The 24,867-nt window shown below is 61.6% G+C and carries 25 protein-coding genes and 1 tRNA gene; 24 read left to right on the top strand and 2 right to left on the bottom strand.

What is annotated here, in order from left to right; all coding sequences use genetic code 11:
* Positions 1-38: 38 nt before the first annotated feature.
* From JQN68_RS10070 to JQN68_RS10005, 14 genes are all read left to right on the top strand, one after another.
* On the top strand, positions 39-524 hold the full coding sequence (locus JQN68_RS10070; protein ID WP_225072204.1) for a PTS sugar transporter subunit IIB: 486 nt from the start codon (positions 39-41) through the stop codon (positions 522-524).
* A 1-nt stretch (position 525) separates the two neighbouring features.
* The gene (locus JQN68_RS10065) at positions 526-1,215 is read left to right on the top strand and encodes a PTS sugar transporter subunit IIC (protein WP_225072205.1); all 690 of its coding nucleotides are present in this window, start codon (positions 526-528) and stop codon (positions 1,213-1,215) included.
* Between the two features lies 1 nt (position 1,216).
* Entirely contained in the window at positions 1,217-1,993 is a 777-nt protein-coding gene (locus tag JQN68_RS10060) for a PTS system mannose/fructose/sorbose family transporter subunit IID (protein ID WP_225072206.1), read from the top strand.
* A complete protein-coding gene (locus JQN68_RS10055; RefSeq protein WP_349632309.1) occupies positions 1,972-2,259 on the top strand; it encodes an HPr family phosphocarrier protein in 288 nt (95 codons plus the stop codon). The genes JQN68_RS10060 and JQN68_RS10055 overlap by 22 nt, the downstream gene beginning before the upstream one ends.
* Position 2,260: 1 nt before the next feature.
* Positions 2,261-4,045: a phosphoenolpyruvate--protein phosphotransferase gene (gene ptsP / locus JQN68_RS10050; RefSeq protein WP_225072207.1), complete on the top strand. Its 1,785-nt coding sequence runs from the start codon at positions 2,261-2,263 to the stop codon at positions 4,043-4,045.
* 64 nt (positions 4,046-4,109) lie between these two features.
* Positions 4,110-5,279 carry a methionine adenosyltransferase gene (metK, locus tag JQN68_RS10045; protein WP_225072208.1) on the top strand — a complete coding sequence of 390 codons (1,170 nt, stop codon included), beginning with the start codon at positions 4,110-4,112 and terminating at the stop codon, positions 5,277-5,279.
* A 154-nt stretch (positions 5,280-5,433) separates the two neighbouring features.
* Entirely contained in the window at positions 5,434-6,168 is a 735-nt protein-coding gene (locus tag JQN68_RS10040) for a hypothetical protein (RefSeq protein WP_225072209.1), read from the top strand.
* Between the two features lie 321 nt (positions 6,169-6,489).
* On the top strand, positions 6,490-7,917 hold the full coding sequence (gene ahcY, locus JQN68_RS10035) for an adenosylhomocysteinase (RefSeq protein ID WP_225072210.1): 1,428 nt from the start codon (positions 6,490-6,492) through the stop codon (positions 7,915-7,917).
* 78 nt (positions 7,918-7,995) lie between these two features.
* On the top strand, positions 7,996-8,670 hold the full coding sequence (locus JQN68_RS10030; RefSeq protein WP_225072211.1) for a Crp/Fnr family transcriptional regulator: 675 nt from the start codon (positions 7,996-7,998) through the stop codon (positions 8,668-8,670).
* A gap of 72 nt (positions 8,671-8,742) precedes the next feature.
* On the top strand, positions 8,743-9,171 hold the full coding sequence (locus JQN68_RS10025) for an acyl-CoA thioesterase (RefSeq protein ID WP_225072212.1): 429 nt from the start codon (positions 8,743-8,745) through the stop codon (positions 9,169-9,171).
* Positions 9,172-9,208: 37 nt separating this feature from the next.
* A tRNA-Val gene (locus JQN68_RS10020) sits at positions 9,209-9,283 on the top strand.
* A 160-nt stretch (positions 9,284-9,443) separates the two neighbouring features.
* A complete protein-coding gene (locus tag JQN68_RS10015; RefSeq protein WP_225072213.1) occupies positions 9,444-9,989 on the top strand; it encodes a nitroreductase family protein in 546 nt (181 codons plus the stop codon).
* Positions 9,990-10,076: 87 nt separating this feature from the next.
* On the top strand, positions 10,077-10,484 hold the full coding sequence (locus JQN68_RS10010) for a bacteriohemerythrin (protein ID WP_225072214.1): 408 nt from the start codon (positions 10,077-10,079) through the stop codon (positions 10,482-10,484).
* Between the two features lie 162 nt (positions 10,485-10,646).
* Positions 10,647-10,889 carry a hypothetical protein gene (locus tag JQN68_RS10005; RefSeq protein WP_225072215.1) on the top strand — a complete coding sequence of 81 codons (243 nt, stop codon included), beginning with the start codon at positions 10,647-10,649 and terminating at the stop codon, positions 10,887-10,889.
* Between the two features lie 292 nt (positions 10,890-11,181).
* Here JQN68_RS10005 and JQN68_RS10000 read toward each other — a convergent pair whose 3' ends face one another.
* Both JQN68_RS10000 and JQN68_RS09995 read right to left on the bottom strand, forming a co-directional pair.
* Entirely contained in the window at positions 11,182-12,537 is a 1,356-nt protein-coding gene (locus JQN68_RS10000) for an alanine/glycine:cation symporter family protein (RefSeq protein ID WP_225072216.1), read from the bottom strand.
* A gap of 181 nt (positions 12,538-12,718) precedes the next feature.
* On the bottom strand, positions 12,719-13,273 hold the full coding sequence (locus tag JQN68_RS09995) for a hemerythrin domain-containing protein (protein WP_225072217.1): 555 nt from the start codon (positions 13,271-13,273) through the stop codon (positions 12,719-12,721).
* 369 nt (positions 13,274-13,642) lie between these two features.
* Between JQN68_RS09995 and JQN68_RS09990 the strand changes: the two genes are divergently transcribed.
* The 10 genes from JQN68_RS09990 (at position 13,643) to JQN68_RS09945 (ending at position 24,814) form a co-directional block, all read left to right on the top strand.
* The gene (locus JQN68_RS09990) at positions 13,643-15,550 is read left to right on the top strand and encodes a putative bifunctional diguanylate cyclase/phosphodiesterase (protein ID WP_225072218.1); all 1,908 of its coding nucleotides are present in this window, start codon (positions 13,643-13,645) and stop codon (positions 15,548-15,550) included.
* A 105-nt stretch (positions 15,551-15,655) separates the two neighbouring features.
* Complete coding sequence (locus tag JQN68_RS09985) at positions 15,656-15,811, top strand: hypothetical protein (protein WP_225072219.1); 156 nt, start codon at positions 15,656-15,658, stop codon at positions 15,809-15,811.
* 246 nt (positions 15,812-16,057) lie between these two features.
* Positions 16,058-16,753, top strand: coding sequence for a ribonuclease III (rnc, locus tag JQN68_RS09980; RefSeq protein WP_225072220.1), 696 nt, complete (start codon positions 16,058-16,060; stop codon positions 16,751-16,753).
* 41 nt (positions 16,754-16,794) lie between these two features.
* Positions 16,795-17,886, top strand: a complete 1,092-nt coding sequence (locus JQN68_RS09975; RefSeq protein ID WP_249621163.1) for an elongator complex protein 3 — start codon at positions 16,795-16,797, stop codon at positions 17,884-17,886.
* A gap of 4 nt (positions 17,887-17,890) precedes the next feature.
* Positions 17,891-18,802, top strand: a complete 912-nt coding sequence (era, locus tag JQN68_RS09970; protein ID WP_225072222.1) for a GTPase Era — start codon at positions 17,891-17,893, stop codon at positions 18,800-18,802.
* Between the two features lie 40 nt (positions 18,803-18,842).
* Positions 18,843-20,162 (top strand): ribosome biogenesis GTPase Der, encoded by a 1,320-nt coding sequence (gene der / locus JQN68_RS09965; RefSeq protein WP_225072264.1) that lies wholly within the window; start codon positions 18,843-18,845, stop codon positions 20,160-20,162.
* 128 nt (positions 20,163-20,290) lie between these two features.
* The gene (locus tag JQN68_RS09960; protein ID WP_225072223.1) at positions 20,291-21,820 is read left to right on the top strand and encodes a response regulator; all 1,530 of its coding nucleotides are present in this window, start codon (positions 20,291-20,293) and stop codon (positions 21,818-21,820) included.
* 35 nt (positions 21,821-21,855) lie between these two features.
* Entirely contained in the window at positions 21,856-23,832 is a 1,977-nt protein-coding gene (locus tag JQN68_RS09955) for a chemotaxis protein CheA (RefSeq protein ID WP_225072224.1), read from the top strand.
* Positions 23,822-24,307, top strand: coding sequence for a chemotaxis protein CheW (locus JQN68_RS09950; protein WP_249621162.1), 486 nt, complete (start codon positions 23,822-23,824; stop codon positions 24,305-24,307). Before JQN68_RS09955 ends, JQN68_RS09950 begins: the two co-directional genes overlap by 11 nt.
* Before the next feature lie 135 nt (positions 24,308-24,442).
* On the top strand, positions 24,443-24,814 hold the full coding sequence (locus JQN68_RS09945; protein WP_225072226.1) for a response regulator transcription factor: 372 nt from the start codon (positions 24,443-24,445) through the stop codon (positions 24,812-24,814).
* Positions 24,815-24,867: the final 53 nt, after the last annotated feature.

Raw genomic sequence — 24,867 nt, 5'->3', positions numbered from 1 at the left:
CCCCTACCGTTTCCGGATGAAAGCAGGCGAAGGCATTTATGGCGATCGTACTGGCAAGGGTCGATAACCGACTGATTCACGGACAGGTCCTGGAGGCCTGGGTGCCCAGCACCCGTACCGAATGCATCGTGGTGGCCAACAACCGGGTGGCCGAGGAGGAGCTGTCCCGATTGTTGATGGCGGCAGCCGTACCTCGGGGTATCCGCGTGGTCATCGGCTCCATCGAGTATGCCTCGGCATTTCTCTGTTCCCCCGACGGGCAGGCGCTGCGCACCCTGGTTCTGTTCGACTCCCCGGCCGACGCTCTGCGGGCCCACGACCTCGGGGTGCCCTTTGCCGAACTGAATCTCGGCAATCTGCAGCGCCTCGAGGGGAAAAAGCGTGTCAGTTGCTCCGTCGCCTTCGATCAGGAGGATATTCAGAGTCTGAACGCCCTGGAAGCCCAAGGGGTGAAAATTCATATCCAGTGTGTCCCTTCCGAGCGACAGCGCAATTGGCGCGTTGCCCTGGCCTCCGGGTGCTGACATGACTGTCGCGGCGCTGCTCTGGGCGGCTTTGACTTCGATCTTCGCCGGTCTGGATCGAACCGCCCTCTGTCAGGTGATGCTGGCGCGGCCGATTGTCGTGGCACCGCTCCTCGGTTGGCTGCTGGGGATGCCCTTGGTCGGCCTGCAAGCCGGCGCCTTGATCGAGCTTTTGTGGGTCGGCCGTCTGCCGGTAGGCGCAGCAGTGCCGCCGGATGATACCCAGCTGGCGGTCGCAAGCACCCTGCTTGCCGTTACCAGCCCCCTTGGACTGCTGCCGGCCGGCTTTGAAGCGGTGATCTGCGTTTTCCTGGTTTTGCCTTTTGGACGCGCCGGCGAAGCCTTCGACCGGTTGGCTCGGCGTGCCAACAACCGCCTCCCGCAGTTGGCCGGCGAGGCCATCGAGCAGGAGCAGTATGCGCGGGTGAAATGGCTGCATTTGCAGGGCATGGCGGCATTTGCCCTGGCCTCCCTGGCGACCTGTATCGCTTTGGTGACGGGCGGTTGGCTGCTGTTGCATGGTCTGGTGCCCCATCTGAGGACCGTGCTGGCCGCTGCCGGACCCTGGTTGTGGCCGGTTCTGCCCGTGCTCGGCAGCGCCGTGGTGCTGGCCGGCGGAGGTGTCCGGCATGCCTGGCTGTGGTTCGGCGGTACTTTCCTGCTGGTCTACGTTTTGCGCCTGGTGTTCTGATATGATGTCAAGGGTTCGCTACAACCGATTGCGGGTGCTTGGCGCCACCCTGTGGCGCTCCCTGACGCTGCAGGGCAGTTGGAGCTTCGACGGCATGCAAAGCCTGGGTTTCCTGTTTGCCATGTTACCGGCCCTGCGGCGCTATTACCAGGGTCCCGAACTGGCCGCCGCCTGTCGCCGCCATCTGCGCCATTTCAATACCCATCCGGTGTTGGCGACCCTGATTCTTGGCGCCAGTCTGCGGCTGGAAGAGCACCGCAGCCAGGGTGATGAAGGCTTGATCGACGTCGTCAAGTTCAAGGAGGCACTGGTCGGACCCTGCGCCGCCATGGGCGATGGCTTTTTCTGGGGCGGGCTGAGGCCTCTGGCCGCGGCCCTGGGGGCCGGTCTGGGTCTCACCGGTTCCCTGTGGGCGATTCCGGTCTTTCTGCTGGTCTACAATCTGCCCCATCTCTGGCTGCGGGTTTTGGGGTTGCTGCAAGGCTATCGCCGCGGCTACCGGATTGTGGAATCTCTGCAGCACTGGCATTTGCCGGATTGGACGCAGCGTCTCAAGCGGCTGACCGTGGTGCTGTTGGCGGTTCTGTGCGCATGGGTGTCCGCTGCCGTAGCCCCTGCGGGCCGGCCGACCGGCGCAATTTGGGGTTTGCTTGGGCTGCCCCTGGTTTTTCTGCTGGTCTGGCTGGTGCGTCGGGGGATTTCGCCGCTGCTCATCGGCTTGGCGGGTTGTTTGCTGATTTTGTCGGGAGTTCAGATATGTTTGATGCAGGGCTGGTGACCATGGAAGGTGTATTTACCATCAAAAACCGCCTGGGACTGCATGCCCGGGCCGCGGCGCTGCTGGTTCAGACCGCCAGCCAGTTCCAGTCCGAGATCACCCTCAGCAAGGACGAGGAAGAGGTCAATGGCAAGAGTATCATGGGGATACTGATGCTGGCCGCGGCCCAGGGATCCGAAGTCAAGGTCCTGTGCGAGGGCGAGGACGCCGCCCAGGCGTTGGCCGCCATCGCCGAGTTGATCGACAACGGGTTCGGAGAAACCTGACATGCTGCAGGATATTTTTCTTCAGGGCATCAGCGCTTCGCCGGGGGTGGCCATCGGGGCGGCTTATGTCATCGATCGCAATCGCATTTCCGCTGTCGAACGGCCCATCGACGTTGACGAGGTCGAGGCCGAATGCCGGCTGTTCCAGGAGGCCGTCAGCCGCTCCCGGCAACAGTTGCAAGAGGTCAAGAACCGCGTGGCGGAACCGCGCCTGGCCGAACATCTGCATATCATCGACACGCATCTGTTGATTCTTGAAGATCAGATGCTGGTCGGCGAGACCCTCTCCCTGATCAGAGCCGAACGCATCAATGCCGAAGGTGCCCTGAAGCGTATTTTGCAAAAATTCCGGGCTGTTTTCGACAGTATCGAGGACGAATACCTGCGTGAGCGACGTTCGGATGTGGACTCCGTCGGCCAACGCATCCTGCGCAATCTCATGGGGGCCGCCCAGCAGTCCCTGGCCGATGTGGATCGCAAAGCCATTGTCGTGGCGCATGATCTGTCGCCGGCCGATACCATGCAGATGGACAAGGAACGCATCATCGGTTTTATCACCGATGTCGGCGGCCGGACTTCCCATACCGCCATTCTGGCCCGTTCCCTGGGCATCCCGGCGGTGGTCGGCCTGGAGAGCGCGACGGCCAAGGTCCGGGACGGCATGCCGTTGATCATCGATGGATCCACCGGGACCGTCGTACTCAATCCTTCACCGGAAACCTTCCGTGACTACCTGCAGAAAAAACAGTTCTACGAATATCTGCAACAGGAGCTGATCTTCTATCGGGACCTGGAAGCCGAGACCCTGGACGGCCATCGCATTGTGCTGCAGGGCAATGTGGAGTTGGCCGAGGAGGTGCCGGCGGCCCTGCGTGAAGGCGCCCAAGGCATCGGTCTGTATCGCACCGAATTTCTTTACATGAACCGGGAGGATACGCCCTCTGAGGAAGACCAGCTGCAGGCTTACAAGACCATCGTCGAGCGCATGGCGCCGCATCCGGTGACCATTCGCACCCTGGATGTCGGCGGCGACAAGCTGGTCAGCAGCATCGACCTTTCCGATGAAGCCAACCCGGCCATGGGGTTGCGGGCAGTGCGATTTTCCCTGAAGGAGAAACACCTCTTCAAAACCCAACTGCGCGCCATTCTGCGGGCTTCCGCCTTCGGCAGGGCGCGAGTCCTGATTCCCATGATCACCGGGGTGGCGGAAATCGTCGCCTGCAAGGCCTGCATTGCCGAGGCCAAGGAGGAGCTGACCGCCGAGGGGCTGGCTTTCGATGAGCACCTGCAGGTGGGCATCATGATTGAAACGCCGTCGGCGGCCATGATCGCGGACCTGCTGGCCCGCGAGGTGGATTTTCTGTCCGTCGGCACCAACGACCTCATCCAGTATTGCCTGGCCGTGGACCGCGGCAACGAACATGTCGCCTATCTGTACGAACCTTTGCATCCGGCGGTGCTGCGTGCTCTGCGCATGACCTGTCAGGCGGCCCGCGAACAGGGGGTGGAAATCGGCATCTGTGGTGAAATGGCCGCCGATCCCCTCTACGCCCTGGTGCTGCTTGGTCTGGGATTCCAGGAGCTTTCCATGAACGCGCCCTACATTTCCCAAGTGAAGCGGATCATTCGCCAGGTCCGGCGCCAGGAGGCCGAGGAACTGGTGCTGGAACTGCTGCAACTGGGCACCGCTCCGGAGGTCGCAGCCCGGTTGGAGGCGGAAATGCACCGGCGTTTCCCGTCCCTGTTCGAAGCTCCCCGGGCTGCTGGTTCGCCAGGAAAATGTTGACAGTTCTGAAAGAGTTCATCTAATATTCACGTTTGCGAAATCAGCGACAGGAGGGCATCATTCCATGGGCATGACCGATTTTCTGTTTACATCCGAGTCCGTCAGTGAAGGACATCCCGATAAAGTAGCCGATCAGATTTCCGATTCCATCCTGGATGCGATCCTCAGCCAGGATCCCACCAGCCGCGTGGCGTGCGAAACCCTGGTGACTACCGGCCTGGTCATGATTGCCGGGGAAATCACCACCAACGCCCGGATCGACTATCCGGACGTGGTTCGCAGCACCATTCGCGATATCGGCTATGACGATTCGGCCATGGGATTCGACTGGGAAACCTGCGCCGTGCTGACCTCCATCGACCGCCAATCCCCGGATATTTCCCAAGGGGTAAGCGAAGGGCAGGGACTGTTCAAGGAGCAGGGGGCCGGCGACCAGGGGTTGATGTTCGGCTATGCCTGCGATGAAACGCCGGAATTGATGCCCATGCCCATCATTTTCGCCCATAAGCTGACCCAGCGTACGGCGGAAGTACGTAAAAGCGGCCTGCTGCCCTTCCTGCGTCCGGACAGCAAGTCCCAGGTGTCCATCCAGTACATTAACGACAAACCCATCCGCATCGATACGGTGGTGGTTTCTTCGCAGCACAGCCCCGAGGTTCCTTATGAGACCCTGCGCGAGGCCCTGATTGAAGAAGTGGTCAAGAAAATGCTGCCGGCGGACATGCTCGACGAAAACACCAAATACTTCATCAATCCCACCGGCCGTTTCGTGGTCGGCGGTCCCCAGGGGGATTGCGGCCTGACGGGCCGCAAGATCATCGTCGATACCTACGGCGGCCAGGGTTCCCACGGCGGCGGCGCCTTTTCGGGGAAGGATCCCTCCAAGGTCGATCGCAGCGCCTCCTACATGGCCCGCTATGTTGCCAAGAACGTGGTCGCCGCCGGCCTGGCGCGCAAATGCGAGGTGCAGTTGGCTTATGCCATCGGCGTGGCGGAACCGGTCTCCATCATGGTCAATACCTTCGGCACCGGCCTAATTCCCGCCAACACCATCGCCAAGCTGGTGCGGGAGGAATTCGATATGCGTCCGGCCGCCATCATCCATACCCTTGATCTGCTGCGGCCCATCTACCGGAAGACGGCGGCCTACGGTCATTTTGGTCGCGAATTGCCGGAATTCACCTGGGAACGTACCGACCGGGTCGAGTCCCTGCGGCAGCGCGCGGGGCTCTGATTCCTGCCAAGCCGAGTTTCAAGAAGGAAAAAAGCGAACCTGCCGGTTCGCTTTTTTCGTAAGCACCAAGATGATCGGCGCCCGCTACGGGCAGAAATTTCCAGGACGATATGCTACCATGAAACAAAACCCGTTGCGAAAGGCGGTGGCGAACATGCAACGAAACATGAAACTATTGGCTTTGGGAATGGGCTTGGCACTTCTGGTGAGCGGCTGCGTCAGGTATCGCAGTCAGGTGGTGCCGTTTCGTGCCCCCTCCAGTTATGCCAACATGCAGGTGGTGGTCGATACCCAGGTGGCGGCACAAGCCTATGCGGACAAAGCGGCGGCGCGTCAGGTGTTCGGTTTCGACGTCCGTGGTGCCGGCTTGCTGCCGGTGCAGGTGATCATGCAGAATGACGGTCAGCAGAGCCTCGCGGTTATGCCCGAGCAGTCCTTTCTTCTCGATGCCGAAGGCAATCTGTGGCCGCTGCTCGACAGCGCCACAGCCTATCGCCGGGTTGAGGAAAGCTCCGAATACGCTCGTATCGCCAGGGGCGGCGGCCGTGGCGCCCTGCTCGGCGCTGCCGGGGGCGCGGTGCTCGGCACTGCCATCGGTATCCTGACCGGGGAAAATATCGGTTCGGCGGCGTTCAAGGGTGCTGCCGTGGGTGGTGGCGGCGGGGCGGTAGTCGGCGGCGCCGGTGCCCTCGGCAGCGATGAGGCCGGCCGGCAGATAGCGCGCGACCTGGCGGCCAAGCAGCTGGTCAACCAGGCGGTGCCGCCCGGCAACCTGGCTCAGGGATTCCTGTTTTTCCCCGGTGAAGCGACTTCGGCCAGCCAACTGCGGTTGCAGTTGCGGGCCATGCCCAGCGGCACGGTGCATACGGTCATTCTGCCATTGCAATAATTCGGCTCAGGTTGGTCGCTGACCTCTCATGGGGGCGAATTCAGGCGGATTCGCCCTTTTGTCTTGCCATTTGCGGGCGGTCGGGCTATATAACAAAACTTGTTGATATTTCAAATAAATAAGTCAGTTTCAGGTTTTTCGGGGAGCTGTGGAGCGGCAAACATTTTCGGCTTTAGTGTAAAACCAGCCAAAATCCGACAGCTCGGGAGCGCCTGCGGCAACCTTATCCGCAGGGTGCCGTTGCTCCTCGGTGCGACCACGAATGCCGTACTGCCGGAACCATTTGTCATCTAATTTCCCGTTGAAAGGAATTGCTCAGTCATGGAAACCACATCGATTCGCAACGATTTTGTTGTCAAAGACCTATCCCTGTCGGAATGGGGGCGAAGAGAAATCCGCATGGCCGAAGCGGAAATGCCCGGCCTCATGGCCCTGCGCGAGGAGTACCGGCAGCAGCGGCCACTGGCCGGCGCCCGCATCACCGGTTCCCTGCACATGACCATTCAGACGGCGGTGCTCATTGAAACCCTGGTGGAACTGGGAGCCGAGGTCCGCTGGGCCAGCTGCAACATCTTTTCCACCCAGGATCACGCCGCCGCCGCCATCGCCGCCGCAGGGATTCCCGTTTTTGCCTACAAGGGCGAGACCCTCGAGGAATACTGGCAATATACCCTGCGCGCCCTGGCTCATCCCGGCGGCCCCACGTTGATTGTCGACGACGGCGGCGACGCAACCCTGCTGATTCATCGGGGCGTGGCTCGTGAGCGGGCCTATGCGGACAGCGGCGTTCTGCCCGAGGTGTCCCAGGAAAACCGCGAAATCACCATCGTTGATCAATTGCTCAACCAACAGTTGCTGGAGGATCCGGGATTTTGGCAGCGCCTGGCCGCCGGCATGGCCGGGGTGAGCGAAGAAACCACCACCGGCGTACACCGGTTGTATCAGATGGAACGCAGGGGGGAACTGCTGTTTCCGGCCTTCAATGTCAACGACTCCGTCACCAAGAGCAAGTTCGACAACCTCTACGGCTGTCGGGAGTCTCTTATCGACGGCATCAAGCGGGCGACCGATGTCATGATCGCCGGCAAGAAGTGTGTGGTGCTCGGTTACGGGGATGTCGGCAAAGGCTGCGTGCAGGCCTTCAGGGGCTTGGGTGCGACCCTGTTCGTCACCGAAATCGATCCCATCTGCGCTCTGCAGGCCGCCATGGAAGGCATCCCCGTGGTAACCATGGAGGAAGCCTGCGCCTGGGGGGATATCTTCGTCACCACCACCGGCAATGTCGATGTCATCACCCGCGAACATATGGATCGCATGAAAAACGAAGCCATCGTCTGCAATATCGGCCATTTCGATTCCGAGATCCAGGTGGACCGGCTGTTTCACGATCCGGCCCTGAAAGTCCATCCGGTGAAACCGCAGGTCGATCAGATCGAATGGCCGAGCGGCAAGCGCCTGACGGTGCTGGCCCAGGGACGGCTGGTCAATCTCGGATGTGCCACCGGGCATCCTTCCTTTGTCATGTCCGCCTCCTTCACCAACCAGGTGTTGGCCCAGATTGAGTTGTGGACCCGGCCGCAGGCCTATGAAAAAAAGGTCTATGTTCTGCCTAAAGGCCTCGATGAGAAAGTGGCCCGCCTGCACCTGGGGCAACTCGGCGCGCAGTTGACCCGGATGACGGCCAAGCAGGCCGACTATCTTGGCGTGCCCCTGGATGGTCCGTTCAAACCGGAGCATTATCGTTACTGATCGGCATCTGTTTCAACAACGGCTCCGCTGCTCCGCTACGGGCAGCGGAGCCGTTGTTCATCCGCGAGGCTAGCGAGATTGAACGCCAAAGCCGCCATCAAGGCCTGTCCTCTGTTTGTCGGCGCCACCGCTCAGGATCTGGAGGAGCTGTTGCGCATCGCGCGGCCGCAATGCTACCGCAAGGGCCAGGTCCTGTTTTCCGAAGGGGAGGAAGCGACGGGCTTTTTCGTGCCCATGACCGGCAAGGTGAAGCTTTTCAAGCTCTCCCCGGAAGGTCGGGAGCGCATTCTGCGCATCGCCCAGCCAGGCCGGACCTTTGCCGAGGCGGCCATCTTCGATCTGGGGTTGTACCCAGCCAATGCCCAGGCCCTGGACGACTGTACGGTGCTGTATTTCCCCAAACCGGAGATTCTGCGTCTGCTGCACGACAATGCCCAGTTGGCCATTCATATCATCGGCGGCATTTCCCGCATTCTGCGGGAACTCATGGACCAGATGGAGGCTTTGACTTTTCGCGATGTGCCGGCGCGGTTGTCCCACTATCTGCTGGATCTGGCCGGCGGACGACCGGAAGTGGTGCGGTTGCCCGTGTCCAAAACCCAACTGGCGGCCAACCTGGGCACCGTTGGCGAAACCCTGTCCCGTACCCTGCGACGCCTGGTCGAAGAGGACCTGATCCGGGTCCGTGGACGGGATATCGAGATTCTGGATCCTTCCGGGCTGCAGGGCATTGCCGACCGTTACAAGGAATAGAGGAGCCAGAGATTACGAAATTTTTCAGCAGCACGACAGGGCGGCAGGTGTTGCCGCCAGGGAGTATTCCAGTTGTTGACGACCCGCATGGAATTCATCGTCCGCTATGCCGAAACCGATGCCCAGGGCATCGCCCACCATGCCAACTACCTGGTCTGGTTCGAGGAGGGCCGCTCCGATTTTCTCCGCCAGCAAGGCCTGGCCTACAGCGAGATGGAGCGGCAGGGTTATCTGGTGGTGGTGGCCGGGATCGAACTGACCTGCCGCGCCGCGGCCTTTTACGAGGATGTGCTGGTACTGTTCACCACCTTGGATCGGATTCGAAGCCGTGGCCTGGAATTCTCCTATCGGCTGCACAACCGGCAGAATATGCTGCTGGCCGAAGGGCGCAGCCGCCATGTCGTCGTCGGCCGCGACCGCCGTCCGACCGCCCTGCCCGAGGCCTGGCTGGTGGCGTTGCGCTCCGGAGGGACTGCGACAGGGGTCGAAATTCAATCTTGACTTGCCGCCGGCGAACTGCTATAAATCCCCTCGTTACGGGCGTTTAGCTCAGCGGGAGAGCACTGCCTTCACACGGCAGGGGTCGTAGGTTCAATCCCTACAACGCCCACCATGAAATCAAAGGGTTACGGCATTAGCTGTAACCCTTTTTTGCATTCCGGGGGGCGGGGTCGGTCACCCTCGCCTGGGCGATGGCCGCCGCCAATCCCGCCCGATTCTGCAAAGTTCCTGCATGGGGTGGCCTTTTCGGTGTTGCGGCAAAGGAGGGCGTCGTGGATTTTGCGCCACTGATTCGAAATCGGCAGAGCGTTCGCACCTATTGCGACCGACCCGTGGAGGTGGAAAAGCTCGGAAAACTCGTCGAAGCCGTGCGTCTGGCGCCTTCGGCCTGCAATGCCCAGCCCTGGACCCTGATTCTGGTGGATGACCCGGCTCTGAAGAACCGGGTCGGCGAGGCCACCCGCAGCAAGGTTTTCGGTCTCAATCGCTTTGCGGTCCAAGCCCCGGTGCTGGCGGTGCTGGTGATGGAAAAACCGGTCTGGACGGCACGCCTCGGCGCCCTGCTGCAAAGACGGGAATTCGCCCTTTTCGATATGGGCATTGCCGCCGCCCACTTCTGTCTGCAGGCGGCGGATTTGGGCCTGGGGACCTGCATGCTCGGCTGGTTTGACGAAAAAGCCATCAAAAAGTTGCTGCGGGTGCCCCGGTCCCGACGGATCGCCCTGGTGATCACCCTGGGCTACCCCCCTCAGGGTTATCCGGTGCGATCCAAGGCCCGTAAAGATTCATCGGCCATGTGCCGATACAATCGCTACTGATCGCCGTTTTGACTGCGAAACGAAAAAAATGGGACCTCGTACTGTCCACAACCCCTCTTCAACCCTTTGCAACCCCAGGAGGAATGCATGGCACTGCTGCAATGGAACGATACCCTGTCCGTCAACATCACCGAAATCGACCTGCAGCACCAGCGGCTGGTCGCCATGATCAATGAACTGAACGATGCCATGGCCAAGGGCCGCGGCAAGGACGTCCTCGGCCATATCCTGGCCGGATTGGCGTCCTACACCGCGACCCATTTTGCCACGGAAGAAAAGTATTTCGACCGCTACGGTTATCCGGCCAGCGTTGCCCATAAGCAGGAGCATCGTGATTTTACCGCCAAGGTCATGGAATTCAAGCAGGGCTTCGACGAAGGTCGTTTCGGGCTGTCCGTCTCGGTGATGAACTTTCTCAGCGATTGGCTGCGCCACCATATCAAGGGCAGTGACATGAATTACGGCCCCTTTCTCAACGCCAAAGGGATCAAATAGTTCTCCCTGTGAAGGCTCTCCTTGCTCCAGGGCCTGTTTTGCCGGACGGTTCCGCATCCGGGCGATGATTTTTCATCCCGGGCACGCCTTGATATCTGCCGGCCAAGCCCTATGCTTTTAGCATCTCGGGCGGTATTTTCAACCCTAACAAGGAGAAGCGCCATGAAGAGAGCGAAACAGCTGTTGGTGATCTTGGCAATTTGCCTGCTGGCCGGGTGTGGTTCCCACGCCGGCAGCGCAGGACTGGGTGCCGTAGGCGGCGCCGCAGCGGGCGCCGGCGGGTATGAATATCACCTGACCCGGCAACGGGATCGGGTAGAGCAGGACTATAAGGACGGCAAAATCAACAAGGCGGAATACGATATCCGCATGGATCAAATCAGGCGGGATTCCCTGTTCAGGTAACCCGATGGCATGCCCCTCCCCAGGCGCCCGGCCCGGTATCCCGGCCGGGCGTTTTCAATAATGGTTCCGGCCGCGCCCCTGCCGGAACCGGCAGTCGCAGCTGTCCGCAGTTCTGGTCATTCCTTGACGCGCCATGGAAAATAATGAAAAAACAGCTGGATGCAACCAAGGTTTACAAAAAGTCGACATGACTTGCGGGCCTTTCCGTTGCTAAAATCAGCTCTGTCGGAAATCTGTCATCCGATTCCCGCAGGACAAGGGAACAACGGCGTGCAGGTGCCTCCGGCGGCCGTCAGCGCCGGGTTCCGGATGGATAGATTCGGTCCGGATCGCGGAAATATTCCCGGGTCAGACGCACCACCAGGGGACTTAGGAAGAGCAGGCCGACCAGGTTGGGCCAGGCCATCAAGGCATTGAAGATGTCGGAAACGGTCCAGACCAATTCCAGGCGGATATAGGCGCCGATCGGCAGCAGCAGGCAGAACAGCAGGCGGTAGGGCAGCACCAGGCGCGGCCCGCAGAGGTATTCGATGGAGCGGTCACCATAGTAGGACCAACTGATGGCGGTTGAAAATGCGAACAAGGCCAGGCCCAGGGCCACGATGTAGCCGCCGGGGCCGGGCAGTCCGCGGTTGAAGGCACTGGCGGTCAGATCGGCGCCGGTCAGGGTGCTGCGATAGGCGCCGGTCAGGACGATGACCAGGGCGGTCATGGTGCAGATGGCCAGGGTATCGATAAAAGGGCCGAGCATGGCGACCAGGCCTTCCCGGACCGGTTCCTCGGTGCGGGCGGCGCCGTGGGCGATGGGCGCACTGCCGAGCCCGGCTTCATTGGAGAAGACCCCCCGGGCCACCCCGAAACGCATGGCCTGGCTGACCGCGGCGCCGGTAAAGCCTCCGGCGGCGGCCGATCCCGTGAAGGCGTCATGGAAGATGATCGCCAGGGCGCCCGGGATGCCGTGCCAATTGCGCAGCAACACCCAAAGGGCGCCGCTGACGTAAAAGATGCACATCATCGGTACCAGTTTGCTGGCCACCCGGCCGATGCGTTTGATGCCGCCGACGATGACCGCAAAGACCAATATGCCGAGGGCCAGTCCGGTGGTGAGTTTGGGGATGCCGAAATAGGTCAGCAGGGGCTCGGCGACGGAATTGGCCTGAGCCATGTTGCCGATGCCGAAAGAGGCCATGACGGCGAAAAAGGCGAACAGCATGCCCAGCCATTTTTGTCCGAGACCCTTTTCAAGGTAGTACATGGGACCGGCACTGACCGATCCGTCCTCGTGCAGGGTACGAAAATGCAGGGACAGGAGGCATTCGGAAAACTTCAGGGCCATGCCGAACAGGGCGGTAATCCACATCCAAAACACGGCGCCGGGGCCGCCCATGGCGATGGCGGTGCCGACGCCGGCGATGTTGCCGGTGCCGATGGTGGCCGACAGCGCCGCGCTGAGAGCCTGAAAGTGGCTGATTTCGCCCCTGTCTCCGGGATTGTCGAAGCGACCGGAGATCAATTGGAAGGCATAGTGAAAGCGGCGCAGCTGAATGCCTTTGACCAGGAGGGTCATGAGGATGCCGGTTCCCACCAACAGCACGATAGTGATCGGCCCCCAGGCCAGGCCGGCAAGCTGATCGAGCCATTCACTCATAATGTCCTCCTTATGACGGGGCCTGCAAAAATCTATATGTTCAGTCTCTGGAATGGCCGAGGCGGGAGGATAACATATCGGCCGGGCACTGGCCAAGGGGCTTGCCAGGTATGTAAGACCGGCATTCTGGCTTGGGGAGGGCGGAGCCGGGCGGAAATAGACAGAGCTCCGTCCGGATCGGTCAAAAGTGGATTTCCGGGTTCAGACGCTGCAATTTTTCCAACAGGTTGGCACGTCGGCGGGGGCTGAGCAGATTCTGTTCCAGGCTGTGACAGGCCTGCAGCAGCCGGGCGTCCTGAGGTTCGCCAAGCTGATCTTCGGCCAGCGGAAAAAGGACCCGTTCCTCCCGATCGAGGTGGGCTCTCAGTTGCAGGATGTAATCGTCCATGGCGGCGGCCAGGCTCAGGTTGGATTGAGGTTCGTCCGGCTTCCAGTTAAGGGCGACCTCCTGGAGGAACTGCAGGATTTTGCGGTTCATCTGATGCTGCGCCAGGCCGATGCCGATGGGTCCGGCCTGGCGGGAGATTCCGGCTTTTTCCATGGCCAGGAACAGAACGTTTTCTTCTTTGCCGCAATGGCAATGGTCGACATAGATCCAGAAGAATTCGAGCAGACTTTCCAACTGCCGACCGGCTTCCGGACTGAACTTGCCGCGCTGGGGGCGGAGGCGCTCCATGGTGGTCAGAACCAGTCGGATAAGGCTGTGTTCCTGGCGGAGTATTTCGATAATCTGCATGGATTTCAGGGGTCCTCATGGCGGAGCGGCAGCGCAGGGCAAACAGCACCCGAACAACAGGACAAACATAACATAAATCGGAGTCCTGTCTAATCTGCTGACTTGAACGGCAGTAATCAGAAAGGAATCATTTCAGCGAGAGGCGACAACCGGATGAAACATCGAAGTTGCTTTTGTTAAAGACCGGTACTCCTTCCTTTGCAACTTTGGCCATAGGATTTTGCGCGACAAAAAATAATAGTCATGATTCAAAACTTATTGACTTCGTTTTAATTTATGTCGGCGTGAAAGGTCTCAATTTTCCGCTAAACTGTATCGTACGGTGGCTGATTGGGAATAATTGAAACTCTATTGTTAAAGGTTATGTTTGTGCAGAATGCCAGAGTCAATGGATCCTTGGTCATCATCTCCTATGTTGCTCTCGGCGGCATGGCGGTGCTGATTATCGACATTCTGCTGCAACGACTCTTTCCCCAGGCTTTCGAAGCTTGGCTGTGGAGTCGCTTGTTTGGCTGGCCGCTTCTGGCGGGCATCGCCGCCCTGCCTTACCTGCTGAGGCGCCGAAGCAGTGGGCTTGCCGACGAGATCGCCTTGCAACCAATACCTGGCCAAGGCCCGATGCAGGATGTTGGGCGCTACGCGCCGCTGCCCATGGCGATCCTCGATGAAGCCGGTCTGGTGACCTACTGGAATCCGGCGGCGGAGGACCTGACGGGCTGGACCATGGCGGAAATGCTGGGTCGGCCACTGCCCTGGGCCGACGAGGCGTCACGCCATGGCGGGCGTCGGTGGCCGCCATCGTCCGCCACCGGCGCTCCGAAAGGCTGCTGGGAAGAGCGGTTGCGGCACCGGGACGGTCGGCTGTTGGATGTGCACCTGTTCGGTGCCTCACTGGGTCGCCCGGGGGGCGATCCGGAAGGCTGCGTCTGCCAGTTTCTGGATATCTCCGAGCAGAAACTGGCCCAGGCCAAAGTAGCCTTTCTGGCGCACCACGACCAGTTGACCCGCCTGCCCAACCGGAACATGCTGCATGAACGGTTCAACCAGGCCACCATGCATGCGCTGCGCACCCATACCCGGTTGGCCATCTGCCTGCTGGATCTGGATCACTTCAAGCAGGTCAATGATCTCCTCGGGCACCACAAAGGGGATCAGCTGTTGTGTCAGGTTGCGCAGCGGCTTTCCCTGAGCGTGCGCCGCAGCGACACGGTTTGCCGCATGGGCGGAGATGAATTCGTGCTGTTGCTGACCAATACCGGTGAAGTGGTGGAAGTCGCCGCCCTGGCCCGCAAAATCATGCAGCAGTTCGAGGAACCATTTCCCCTTGGCGAGCATGCTCCCAAGGTTACCGTCAGCATGGGTATCAGTATTTTTCCCGACGACGGCCTCGAGTTCGAAGCGCTGTTCAAGAACGCCGACGCGGCCATGTACCTGGCCAAGGATGCCGGTCGGGCCAATTTTCAGTTTTTTCGCGAGGAGATCAATATTCAGGTGCAACAGCGGATCCTGATTGAAAAGGGTTTGCGGCAAGCCCTGCAGGAAAATCGGTTGACCATGTACTACCAGGCTATCTGCGAAGTCGACAGCCGCCGTCCGGTGGCCATGGAAAGCCTGGTTCGGTGGCGGCACCCCGAGTGGGGTGTGTTGTCGCCGGGACAGTTCATTCCGGTGATTGAGGATTCGGATCTGATGCTCGCCGTCGGCCGCTGGATCCTGACCGAAGTCTGCCGCCAGTTGCATTGCTGGCGCCGCCAGGGGTTGCCCTTGACGACCGTATCGGTGAACGTGACCGCCCGACAGCTTTTCCAGCCAGGCTTTGCCCAATGGCTGGGCAATGTCCTGGAGAAATATGGCCTTGAACCGGAGTGGCTGGCCCTGGAGTTTACGGAAAGCGTGTTTTCGGATGCTCGACATTCCGTGCAGGCGGTTTTGGAAGAGCTTCGGACCATGGGCGTGGAGTTGATTCTGGATGATTTCGGCGTCGGTTGCTCGAGTCTGAGCCTGCTCAAGCAACTTCCCGTGGAGCGCCTTAAAATCGACCGGTCCCTGCTTGAAACCGTCGGCCAGGAAGGGCAGGGTGCCATGATGACCGCCAGCATCATCCAGATGGCCGGTAATCTCGGCCTGCAGGTTCTGGCCGAGGGGGTCGAGACGGAGGAACAACTTAACTTTCTGCAAAGCCATCACTGCGACCTGGCCCAGGGCTATCTGTTGGGCAGCCCCATGAAGGCCGAGGAAATAATCGTCGCATTCCTGCCAAAGGGCGAAATTGGATGATGCCCTGTTTTTCCCCGATGGCCAAAAAGCTGGTATGATTGCCACAAGGCGTGCCGGGCTGGATGGTCACTGTACATATATGAGATTGAAGGGCAGGAGGGGGACATGTTTGACGAACTGTGGCAGTTGGTCACCCAAACAATTCGGTGGGAGGTCATACCCGGTCTGCAGGGGATGCGCCGAACCTTGCCTTTCTGGATCATCCTGATCCTGGCCGTTATCCTCATTTTGTCCCTGAAATATCCTCGTTCCCGCTCCTGAAGCCAGGCCCTTGCCGGACAATGGGCTGCTCCAGGGCCGGTTTTGCCACCTTTGCCTGCTTTCCGCCTGCCGGACCCGAGTCGACGGCACAACTCCGCCTTCCTGGTCGTTGCGGTAGCCGGGCAATTTGTGTATAGTGCCTGATTCAATTGGCAGCTATTCGAATTTAATCCGGCAGGCTCGGACGGCTTGGTGGCAAATTCTCCAGAGCCTGCCGGGTTAACCGTGATTTTGGGGGTGATCGGGATGGATGCCGAACTGGCCGGGGTGCAACTGGAGCAGCGGATTCGTTATCATTTCAAGAACTCCGCACTGATGCAAGAGGCGTTGACGCACAAATCCTTCAGCAATGAACAGGGCGACGGGACCCTCCCGGACAATGAGCGACTGGAATTTTTGGGCGACGCGGTACTCAGTTTGCTGGTCAGCCAATACGTTTTTCGCGAATATCCGCGGCTTTCCGAAGGGGACCTGACGCGACTGCGTGCCGAGGTGGTCAGTGAAAAGGGCCTGGTCCCGGTGGCCCGTCAGCTCGATTTGGGGGCCTTTCTCCTCTTGGGCAAGGGCGAGGAGCGCAGCGGCGGACGGGAAAAAAGCAGCCTGCTGGCCAATGCCTTGGAAGCGCTGCTGGGAGCGGTGTTCTGCGATGGCGGCTTCGAAGCGGCGCGCGCCATGGCCGAGGATCTGCTGCGCGAACCCATCGTCCGGGCCGCGCGGCGCAAGGCCGGCGATTACAAAACCCGCTTGCAGGAATTGCTGCAGGGCCGCTACGGCGAAGTTCCGGCATATCCGTTGCTGGAAGCCTCAGGACCCGCCCACCAGCGCACTTACCGGGTGGAAGTGCGGTTTCGAGGCCGGGCCATCGGCACCGGCCAGGGCCACAGCAAGAAGGCCGCCGAGCAGGAGGCCGCCCGCAGCGCCTTGGAGCATTTGGAGTTGTGACCGACGGCCGGGCTGCCGGGCGTCGCCGAAATGACATCGGCATGCGCGTCTATCCGCTCTTCATTCCTCACCAGGGGTGCCCTCAGCGCTGCGTTTACTGTCGGCAGGAAGCGGTGGCCGGGATGTCGACGGCGCCGGCGCCGGCCGCTGTCCCGGGTATGCTGGACGCTATGCTGCCGGTGCGCGGCGATGGCGAGGTGGCTTTTTTCGGCGGCAGCTTTTCGGCTCTGTCGGCGCCGCTGCAGGAGGCTTATCTGCGCGCTGTGGCTCCATTTCTCGCCGCGGGACGGGTGGCCGGGATTCGCGTCTCGACCCGGCCGGACGCGTGCGGTCCGGAAGCCGTAGAGCGCTTGCGCCGGCATGGCGTGACCACCGTCGAATTGGGCTGCCAGTCCTTTTCCGCCCGGGTGCTGACCCAGAGCGGCCGGGGGCACGGCCCGAGGGACGCCTGCGGTGCCGCATCCCGGTTGCGCGCCGCCGGCCTGCGGCTGGGGCTGCAGCTGATGCCCGGCCTGCCCGGTGCCGACACCAGAGAAGCGCGCCGCAGCCTGGCATGCGCCCTGGCCTTGCGACCGGATTTTCTGCGCCTCTATCCGACCGTGGTGCTGCGCCATACCTTGCTCGAAAAATGGTGGCGACAGGGGCGCTATAGTCCCATGCCGCTCCTCGATGCAGTAGCCCTGTGCGCCGAGCTGCTCTGGCGGAGCCGGCAGGCCGGAGTGCCGGTGATCCGACTGGGTCTGCAGAGCAGTCCGGAACTCCATGGCCCCGACGGCATCGTGGCCGGGCCCTATCATCCGGCCTTCGGTCACCTGGTAAAGTCTTATCTGTGGCGGCGGGCCCTGGACCGTCTGCTGACCCAAGGGGGTTGTCAGCCATTGGCGGTACATCCGTCGGATGTGGCCGATGTGCGCGGGCATCGCAACGGCAATCTGCTGTATCTGCAGCGCCGTTTCGGTCCCGTGACGATCCAGGTTCAGGAGCGGCTCGAGCGGGATGGTCTGCGGGTTGGCGCCCGGCTGCTGAATCTGTGGGAGTTGGCCCGTTTTCCTGTCATCGGGCGCCGCGGCTGCCCATCGTTTTCCGTTGAATCTCCGCTGGAGGCAGGCTCCGGCGAACACGCTAAAGGATAATTCCGTGACCCATGAAAATGGTCCGCCGGAGGGGTTCCGTTCCGGTTTCATCGCCATTATCGGCCGTCCCAACGTCGGCAAATCGACCTTGCTGAACGCGGTGCTGGGGCAGAAAATCGCCATTACCAGCCATAAGCCGCAGACCACCCGCAACCGGATTCTCGGTATTCACAATCTGCCCGGCGCCCAGTTGCTGTTTCTCGATACGCCGGGCATTCACCGTGCCCGCGGCCTGCTCAATCGCTACATGGTGGACCAGGCTGTCAGTGCCTGCCAGGATGTGGATGCCATTCTGCTGTTGGTCGAGGCCGATGATCCGCCGGGCGGTGGCGACGATTTCGTCCTGGAATTGGCGGCCCGTACCAAGGCGCCGGTGATCTTGGTCATCAACAAGATCGACCTGATTCCCCGTACCAAACTGCTGCCCCTGATCGCCGCCTATGCCGAAAAATTCGATTTTCAGGCCATCATTCCCGTCTCGGCCTTGAAGGGGGAAGGCCTCCAGGACCTGCTGGCGGCCCTGGTCACGCAGTTGCCCGAAGGCCCCCGCTATTATCCGGAAGACATGATCACCGATCTGCCGGAGCGGTTCATCGTGGCCGAGATGATCCGGGAGCAACTGTTGCGCCAGGTCCACGACGAAATTCCCTTCGGCACGGCGGTGGTGGTGGAAAATTTCACCGAGAAACCCCAACAGCAACTGGTGGTCATCCAGGCTACCATTTTCGTCGCCCGGGAGGCCCACAAGAAGATTGTGCTGGGCCACGGCGGGAGCAAAATCAAAGCCATCGGCCAGGCTTCGCGCCACAGCATCCAGCGGCTGCTCGGGACGCGGATTTTTCTCGAACTGCTGGTCAAGGTGGAGAAGAACTGGACCGAGACGGAACGCTCCCTGAAACGGTTCGGCTATGACTGAAAAGCCCGACTGCTCTTTTCCCTGTTGCCTGTGAGTTGACATCATGTCCGTGGTCGCCATTGTTGGACGCCCGAATGTCGGAAAGTCCACCCTGTTCAATCGCATCTTCGGCCAGCGCCGCGCCATCGTCGAGGATATCCCCGGGGTAACCCGGGACCGCAACTATGCCCGCGTGACGCGGTTCGAAGTGCCTTTTACCCTGGTTGACACGGGCGGGTTCGAACCGGTGAGCGAGGATCGCCTGCTGGTGCAGATGCGCGAACAATCGCAACTGGCCGTCGAGGAGGCCGATGTCATCCTGTTTGTCATGGATGCCCAGCAAGGCCTGACCCCCTCCGATCAGGAGGTTGCGGAACTGTTGCGGCGTTCCGGCAAGCAGGTCCTGTTTGTGGTCAACAAAGTCGACGGAGAACGTCAGGAGGCTGCCGTCGGGGAGTTTTTCGGTTTGGGGGTGGACCAACTGTTCCCGGTCTCGGCGGAGCACGGCCGCGGGGTCGGCGACCTGATGGATGAACTGCTGACCCGGCTGCCGCCGGCGGCAACCGGCCAGGATACTGCCGAGCAGGAAGTCCGGCTGGCGGTCATCGGCCGGCCCAACGTCGGCAAATCGTCCCTGGTCAATCGTCTGGTCGGCAGCGAACGGGTGGTCGCCAACCCGACCGCCGGCACGACCCGGGACAGTATCGACACGCCCTTTGTCTACAATCGGCAACGCTATGTGCTCATCGATACGGCCGGTATCCGGCGCAAGGGCAAAGTCAGCCAGCGTTTGGAAAAATACAGCGTCATTCAGGCCCTCAAGGCCATGGACCGGGCGCATGTGGTTCTGGTGGTCATCGATGCCGAGACAGGCATTACCGATCAGGATCTGACCGTGGCCGGCTATGCTTTCGAGCGCGGCCGGGCGGTTATCCTGGTGGTGAACAAGTGGGATTGTATTGCCAAGGACAATTCGACCCTGAATCAGTACCGGCAGAAGGTCCTGGATGCCTTCAAGTTCCTCAATTTCGCGCCGGTTTTGTTCGTCTCCGCCCTGACCGGTCAGCGGGTGGCGAAAATCATGGCCGAGGTGGAGGCGGTGGCGGCGGAGTTTAACCGTCAGGTACCGACGGCCGCCCTCAACAAGGCCCTGGAGGAAGCGGTACTGGCCCATCAGCCGCCCATGGTGCAGGGGCGCCGGCTGAAACTCTTCTATATCACCCAGACCGCGGTCCGTCCGCCAAGCTTCGTGGTTTTCACCAACCGATCGGAAACCGTACATTTTTCTTATCAGCGCTACCTGGTCAATCATTTACGGGCCACCTTTGGCTTTGTGGGTACGCCGATCCGGCTGGAATTCAAGGAACGTGAGCGCCGCTAGGCCGCCGGGAGAAGGGCCGCCAAAGTTCCAGGCCGGGGATTTTCAACTAGCTGATAGCCTTTGGGCCGGAAATTGCTATAGTATCTTTCGGGCCCGGCATGTTGGATTGCCGTAATGAGCGAGACGATATGGGACTGACCGGCAAACTGGAAGATCTCGGCTTTGGAGAGATCCTGCAAATCATCCGCCTGAGCGGGAAATCCGGCCACCTGTGCCTGAACCGGTCGCAGCGGCAGGTGGAACTCTTCTTTGAGGCCGGCAGGGTGGTTCAGGTGGTGGACAGCAACCTTGTTGGGGGGGGCCGGGAAGAGCAAGCACCCGACGGGCCAGGCTCCGGCGCCGCGTCCGCACCCCAGGCCCCGGCCGCCGACGAGTCGGCGGCCCGCGGCCTGGTGGTGGAGATTCTCCGCGAACTGGCCACCTGGCAGGAGGGTCATTTCATATTCGAGCTCTGGGACACGGCACCGCCGGAGGCCCTGCCTCCCGGTCCGGGCCGCATCCGGTTGCGACACGGCATTTGTCCGCAGAGTCTGACGGCTGCAGAGCCGCTGCCTGAGCCTCGGACCGCGACGGTCGCGGAAAATGCCATCGCTTTTCGGAATGACCCGGGGCCGGCCTTGGCCTCGGTCTGGCTGGTGGACGATGATGCCATGGTGCGCCAGGCTCTGGGGGCGGAATTGACGGCACAGGGTTTTTCCGTCACCCTGTTCAGTAGCGCCGCCGAATTCTGGACCGCGTTGCTGGCTTCGAAATCCAAGGGCCTAAAGCCCCTGCCGATCATCGATCTGATCATGCCGCGGCTCAATGGCGAGGGGGTGCTGGGCGGTTTGGAGCTTTTGGAACTGGTACAGGAGCGGTTTCCCGATATTTCCCCCCTGGCGATTTGCGATTACCGCAATGGTGAGCTGACTCGGCGGGTGCGCAATCTCGGGCTGCCGGAAGTTTTCCCCAAGCCGCGGACCCGGGAACTGCGGGACGCCTCCGGCCGCAAGGCGCTGGCGGCTCTCGGCAAAACCTTGAGCAAGGAACTGGCGCGGTTGTTGCCCCGACCGGGGGCGGCGGGCGAGCCGCATTGGCCCGCCATGGACAGCTTCCCCGCGCCGTCCTCCGGCATGGCCGCGGGTCCTGGCGAGCACTCGCCGGGGCTGCTGCTGTTGAAGGGGATGTTGCAGGAATTGGGCAATCCCTCCCTCGGCGGCGGCGTGTTGCTGCTGGTGCTGCGCTTTGCCAGCGAATTCATGAACCGGGCGGTGATCTTCAAAGTCAAGGATGACCACCTGGTTGCCGTCGGCCAGTTCGGTCTTGAGACGGGAACCGCTTCCGGGGACGATGGACTTCTGGGCATCCGCGTGCCGCGGGACAGCGATGGCCTGTTGGCTCGGATATCACTACAGTCGCGGCCCTGCAAGGCCGAGCTGGGTTCCGGGCAGTGGGATCGGTACCTGTGCCAGGCCCTCGGGGGGGCGGTGCCGCGAGAGGTGTTTCTGGGACCCATCGTCAGTGAGGGGCGGGTGGTGGCGGTCCTCTATGGCGACAACCTGCCCCGCCAGGCGCTGGTGGGGGATACCGAGGCCCTGGAGATCTTCCTTTCCCAAGCCGGCCTGGCCATGGAAAAGGCGCTGCTGGAAGGGCGTCTGAAGAGCGCCGGGTCACCCTGACGGCGAGGGGGGATTGGGAAAGGATTGCGACTCCCATGCTGGATCAGGAACAGGAGTTTATGGCCGCCGCCCGGGAGCTGGTGGAGGGATTCTGCCAGGAAGTTCTGGGCCTGTTCGGGCAGGACGATCCGGCTGCGTCGGACGGCGGGAGCGTGGCCGAAATGTTCCGCCGCATTCATTCCCTCAAGGGTCTGACGGCGGCCTTTGATCGGTCCTCCGCGGCCGATTTGTGCCATGCCCTGGAACAGGTGCTGGATGCCCTGCGGGCCGGGCGTCAAAGCCTGTCCATCGATGTTGCCAAGCTTTTGCTCGAGGCGGCCGACCAATTGCAGCACCTGGTGCAAAACCCGCCGGATGAGCGCCGGCCGGAGACGGCGTTGCAGCCGCTCCTCGCGCGTCTGGCCGGTGTGGCCGAACCGGCCCCGCCGGCCTTGCAGATCGCCCCGGAAGATCTGGGGATCGAAAAACATATTGCCCAGGCGTTGACGACTGCCGAAGGGCAACGGCTTTTGCAGTGCCTGGCCCAGGGCCGCGCCCTCTATCAACTCGATGCCGAATTACCGTTGGCAGCCATGGAGGAGCGAGGGACCCGGCTGCGCGAGGCCCTGCACGGGGTCGGGGAACTGCTGGCCGGTGTCCCCGGCGCTTTGGACGCCGCCGGCCAGATCGTCATGCATTGGCTGTTGGCCGGCCGCCAGTTGGAGACCCTGTGCGACAAGCTGGATTGGCAGCCGGCGCCGGTACTGCGGCGGCTGCCCATCGGCGATCCGCCGCCGCAAACGGCCCGAAGGACGGCACCGGCCGCTCCGCCGCGCCTGGTTCGGGTCGAGCAGGCCTGCCTTGAAGCCCTGCAGGAAGAAGCGCGTGATCTGGCCCTGTGCCAGGGCAATCTGCTGCGGTGGCAGCGTTCCTGGAGCACGCCCATCGACCCGATTCGTGCCATGGAGCTGGATTCCCTGTTGCGCGATTTGGGCCAGGGTCTGGAAAGGTTGCATCGGGCCCTGCACAATGCGCGCACGGTTCCGGTTCATTTTCTGTTCGAGCGTATGCAGCGCATTGTCCGCCAGGCCTGTCTGGACGGAAACAAGCGCATCCGGCTGGAGCTTCGCGGTGGCGACACCGCCCTGGACCGCGGTCTGCTGGAGGCTTTGAGCGAACCTCTCACCCACCTGTTGCGCAATGCCGTGGATCACGGTATCGAACCCGTGGTCCATCGGCGTGCCGCCGGCAAGCCGGAGGAGGGGAGCGTGCTGCTTGAGGCCGGCCAACAGGGCAACCAGTTTGTCGTGGCGGTGACCGACGACGGCGGCGGCATCGACGCGCAACAGGTTCGGGCGCGGGCAGTTGAAGGTGGCTTGCTGGCCCCGGAAATCGAACTAAGCCGGCAGGAGATTTTCGATCTGCTGTTCCTGCCCGGGTTTACCACCCGGCGGCAGGTTTCGGAACTTTCCGGGCGCGGTGTCGGCCTGGATATTGTGCATCAGCATCTCGCCGGGTTGTCCGGTTTGGTCGAACTGGACAGTACTCCAGGGGCCGGCACCACGGTACGCCTGGTCTTGCCCATGAAGCGGACGGTGCTGCCGGTGCTGGGAATCAAGGCCGGTGCCTTCTGGTATGCCCTGGCCGTCGAGGATGTTCTGGAAGTTCGGCTCCTGCGGGAGATACGGCGGGATTGCGGCTCCTGTTCCGGGGCATTGCTCTTGCGCGGGCGGTCGACCCCCCTGTTTTCCCTGCGGACCTTTCAGGGCTGCAGCCAAGCGGACTGGACCGACGACGGGTACCTGGTGGTGGCGGCCCTGGGCCAGCGTCAGGTGGCGCTGGTGGCGGAAGCGGTCAGTCGGCGCTGTACGGCGGTGCTGCGTCCCTTCGAAGGGGTTTTGCGGCGCCTTCCGGGCATCGCCGGGCTGGCCGATCCGGGCCATGACCAACCCATGCTGCTGCTGGATTTGGGCACCGTCATCCGTACCGCGGGTCAGCAGCAGCTTTTGGCCGGAGCAGCACATGTCTCCTGATGCGCCTCCATCCACGGCTTCCGGCGGTCCGACCGACCCGGTGGCCCCGCGCCGCTGGTTGTTGGTCCAAGGCGGCGATGCCCGCTATGCGCTGGACATTGAAGGCATTGTTGCGATAATGAGCACAGTGGCCCTGGTGCCGTTGCCCCGGGTGCCCGAGTTCATCCGCGGCGCCACGGTGTTCCGCGAATGCGTCGTGCCGGTCCTCGATGTGCGGCAACGCCTGGTGCCGGGCAGCGGGGATGACGGGCGGGGCGCAAAGGTGGTAGTGTGCCTCTGGCAGCAGCAGATGATCGGATTGCGGGTTGCCGGGGTGGGGCCTCTGGTGCAGGCCGACCGCCAGGAACAGGTGTCGGAGCGGGAGTCCGAAGACGGGGTTGCACGGTTTTTTGACGGCTACATCCCCATCTCACGCGGGGCGGTGCCGATACTGAGTCTGGCGGCTCTGTGCGATTTTCCCCTCGGTGCGGACTGATGGTCCGGGCCGTTTGATGCAAACCTGGAATCCGTCGACAGGACAAACATAACCGGGCATGGACTTCCGCCGGCCCGGTCTCTGATGGTCGGGACGGTTCGGGCCGGATTTACATCTGCAAAAAGGAGCTTGGGAGTGGAGCAGAAAAAGATCCTGATCGTCGAGGACGAGGCCAGCTTGTTGCGTCTGGAAAGCATACTGCTGACTTCCAAGGGCTACCATGTCAAAGGGGTCACCAGCGGCCAGGCCGCCTTGGAAGTGGTGGAAGACTACGCCCCGGACCTGGTCCTGCTGGATATCATGCTGCCGGAAATGGATGGTTTCGAGGTATGCCGCCGGTTGAAGAGCGGCGCCGCAACCTGCCACATTCCGGTCGTGATGGTCACCGCCAAGAAGTGTCCGGAGGATATCGAACGGGGCATGGCGGTCGGTGCCGACTGGTATATTCCCAAACCCTTCAAATCGGCCATGGTGCTGCAGACCATTCGGCGGTTTGTGGAAACCTGAAGCGCTTGTCGCCGGCCCGGAGTGCGTGGCAAATTCGCTGTTCCGAAGGCTGC

This window comes from Desulfuromonas sp. CSMB_57 (assembly GCF_020194955.2).
Taxonomy (GTDB): Bacteria; Desulfobacterota; Desulfuromonadia; order Desulfuromonadales; family Syntrophotaleaceae; genus JAFCIY02.
The sequence above is the reverse complement of the archived record's forward strand: the minus strand, read 5'-3'. Positions and strand labels throughout refer to the sequence as shown.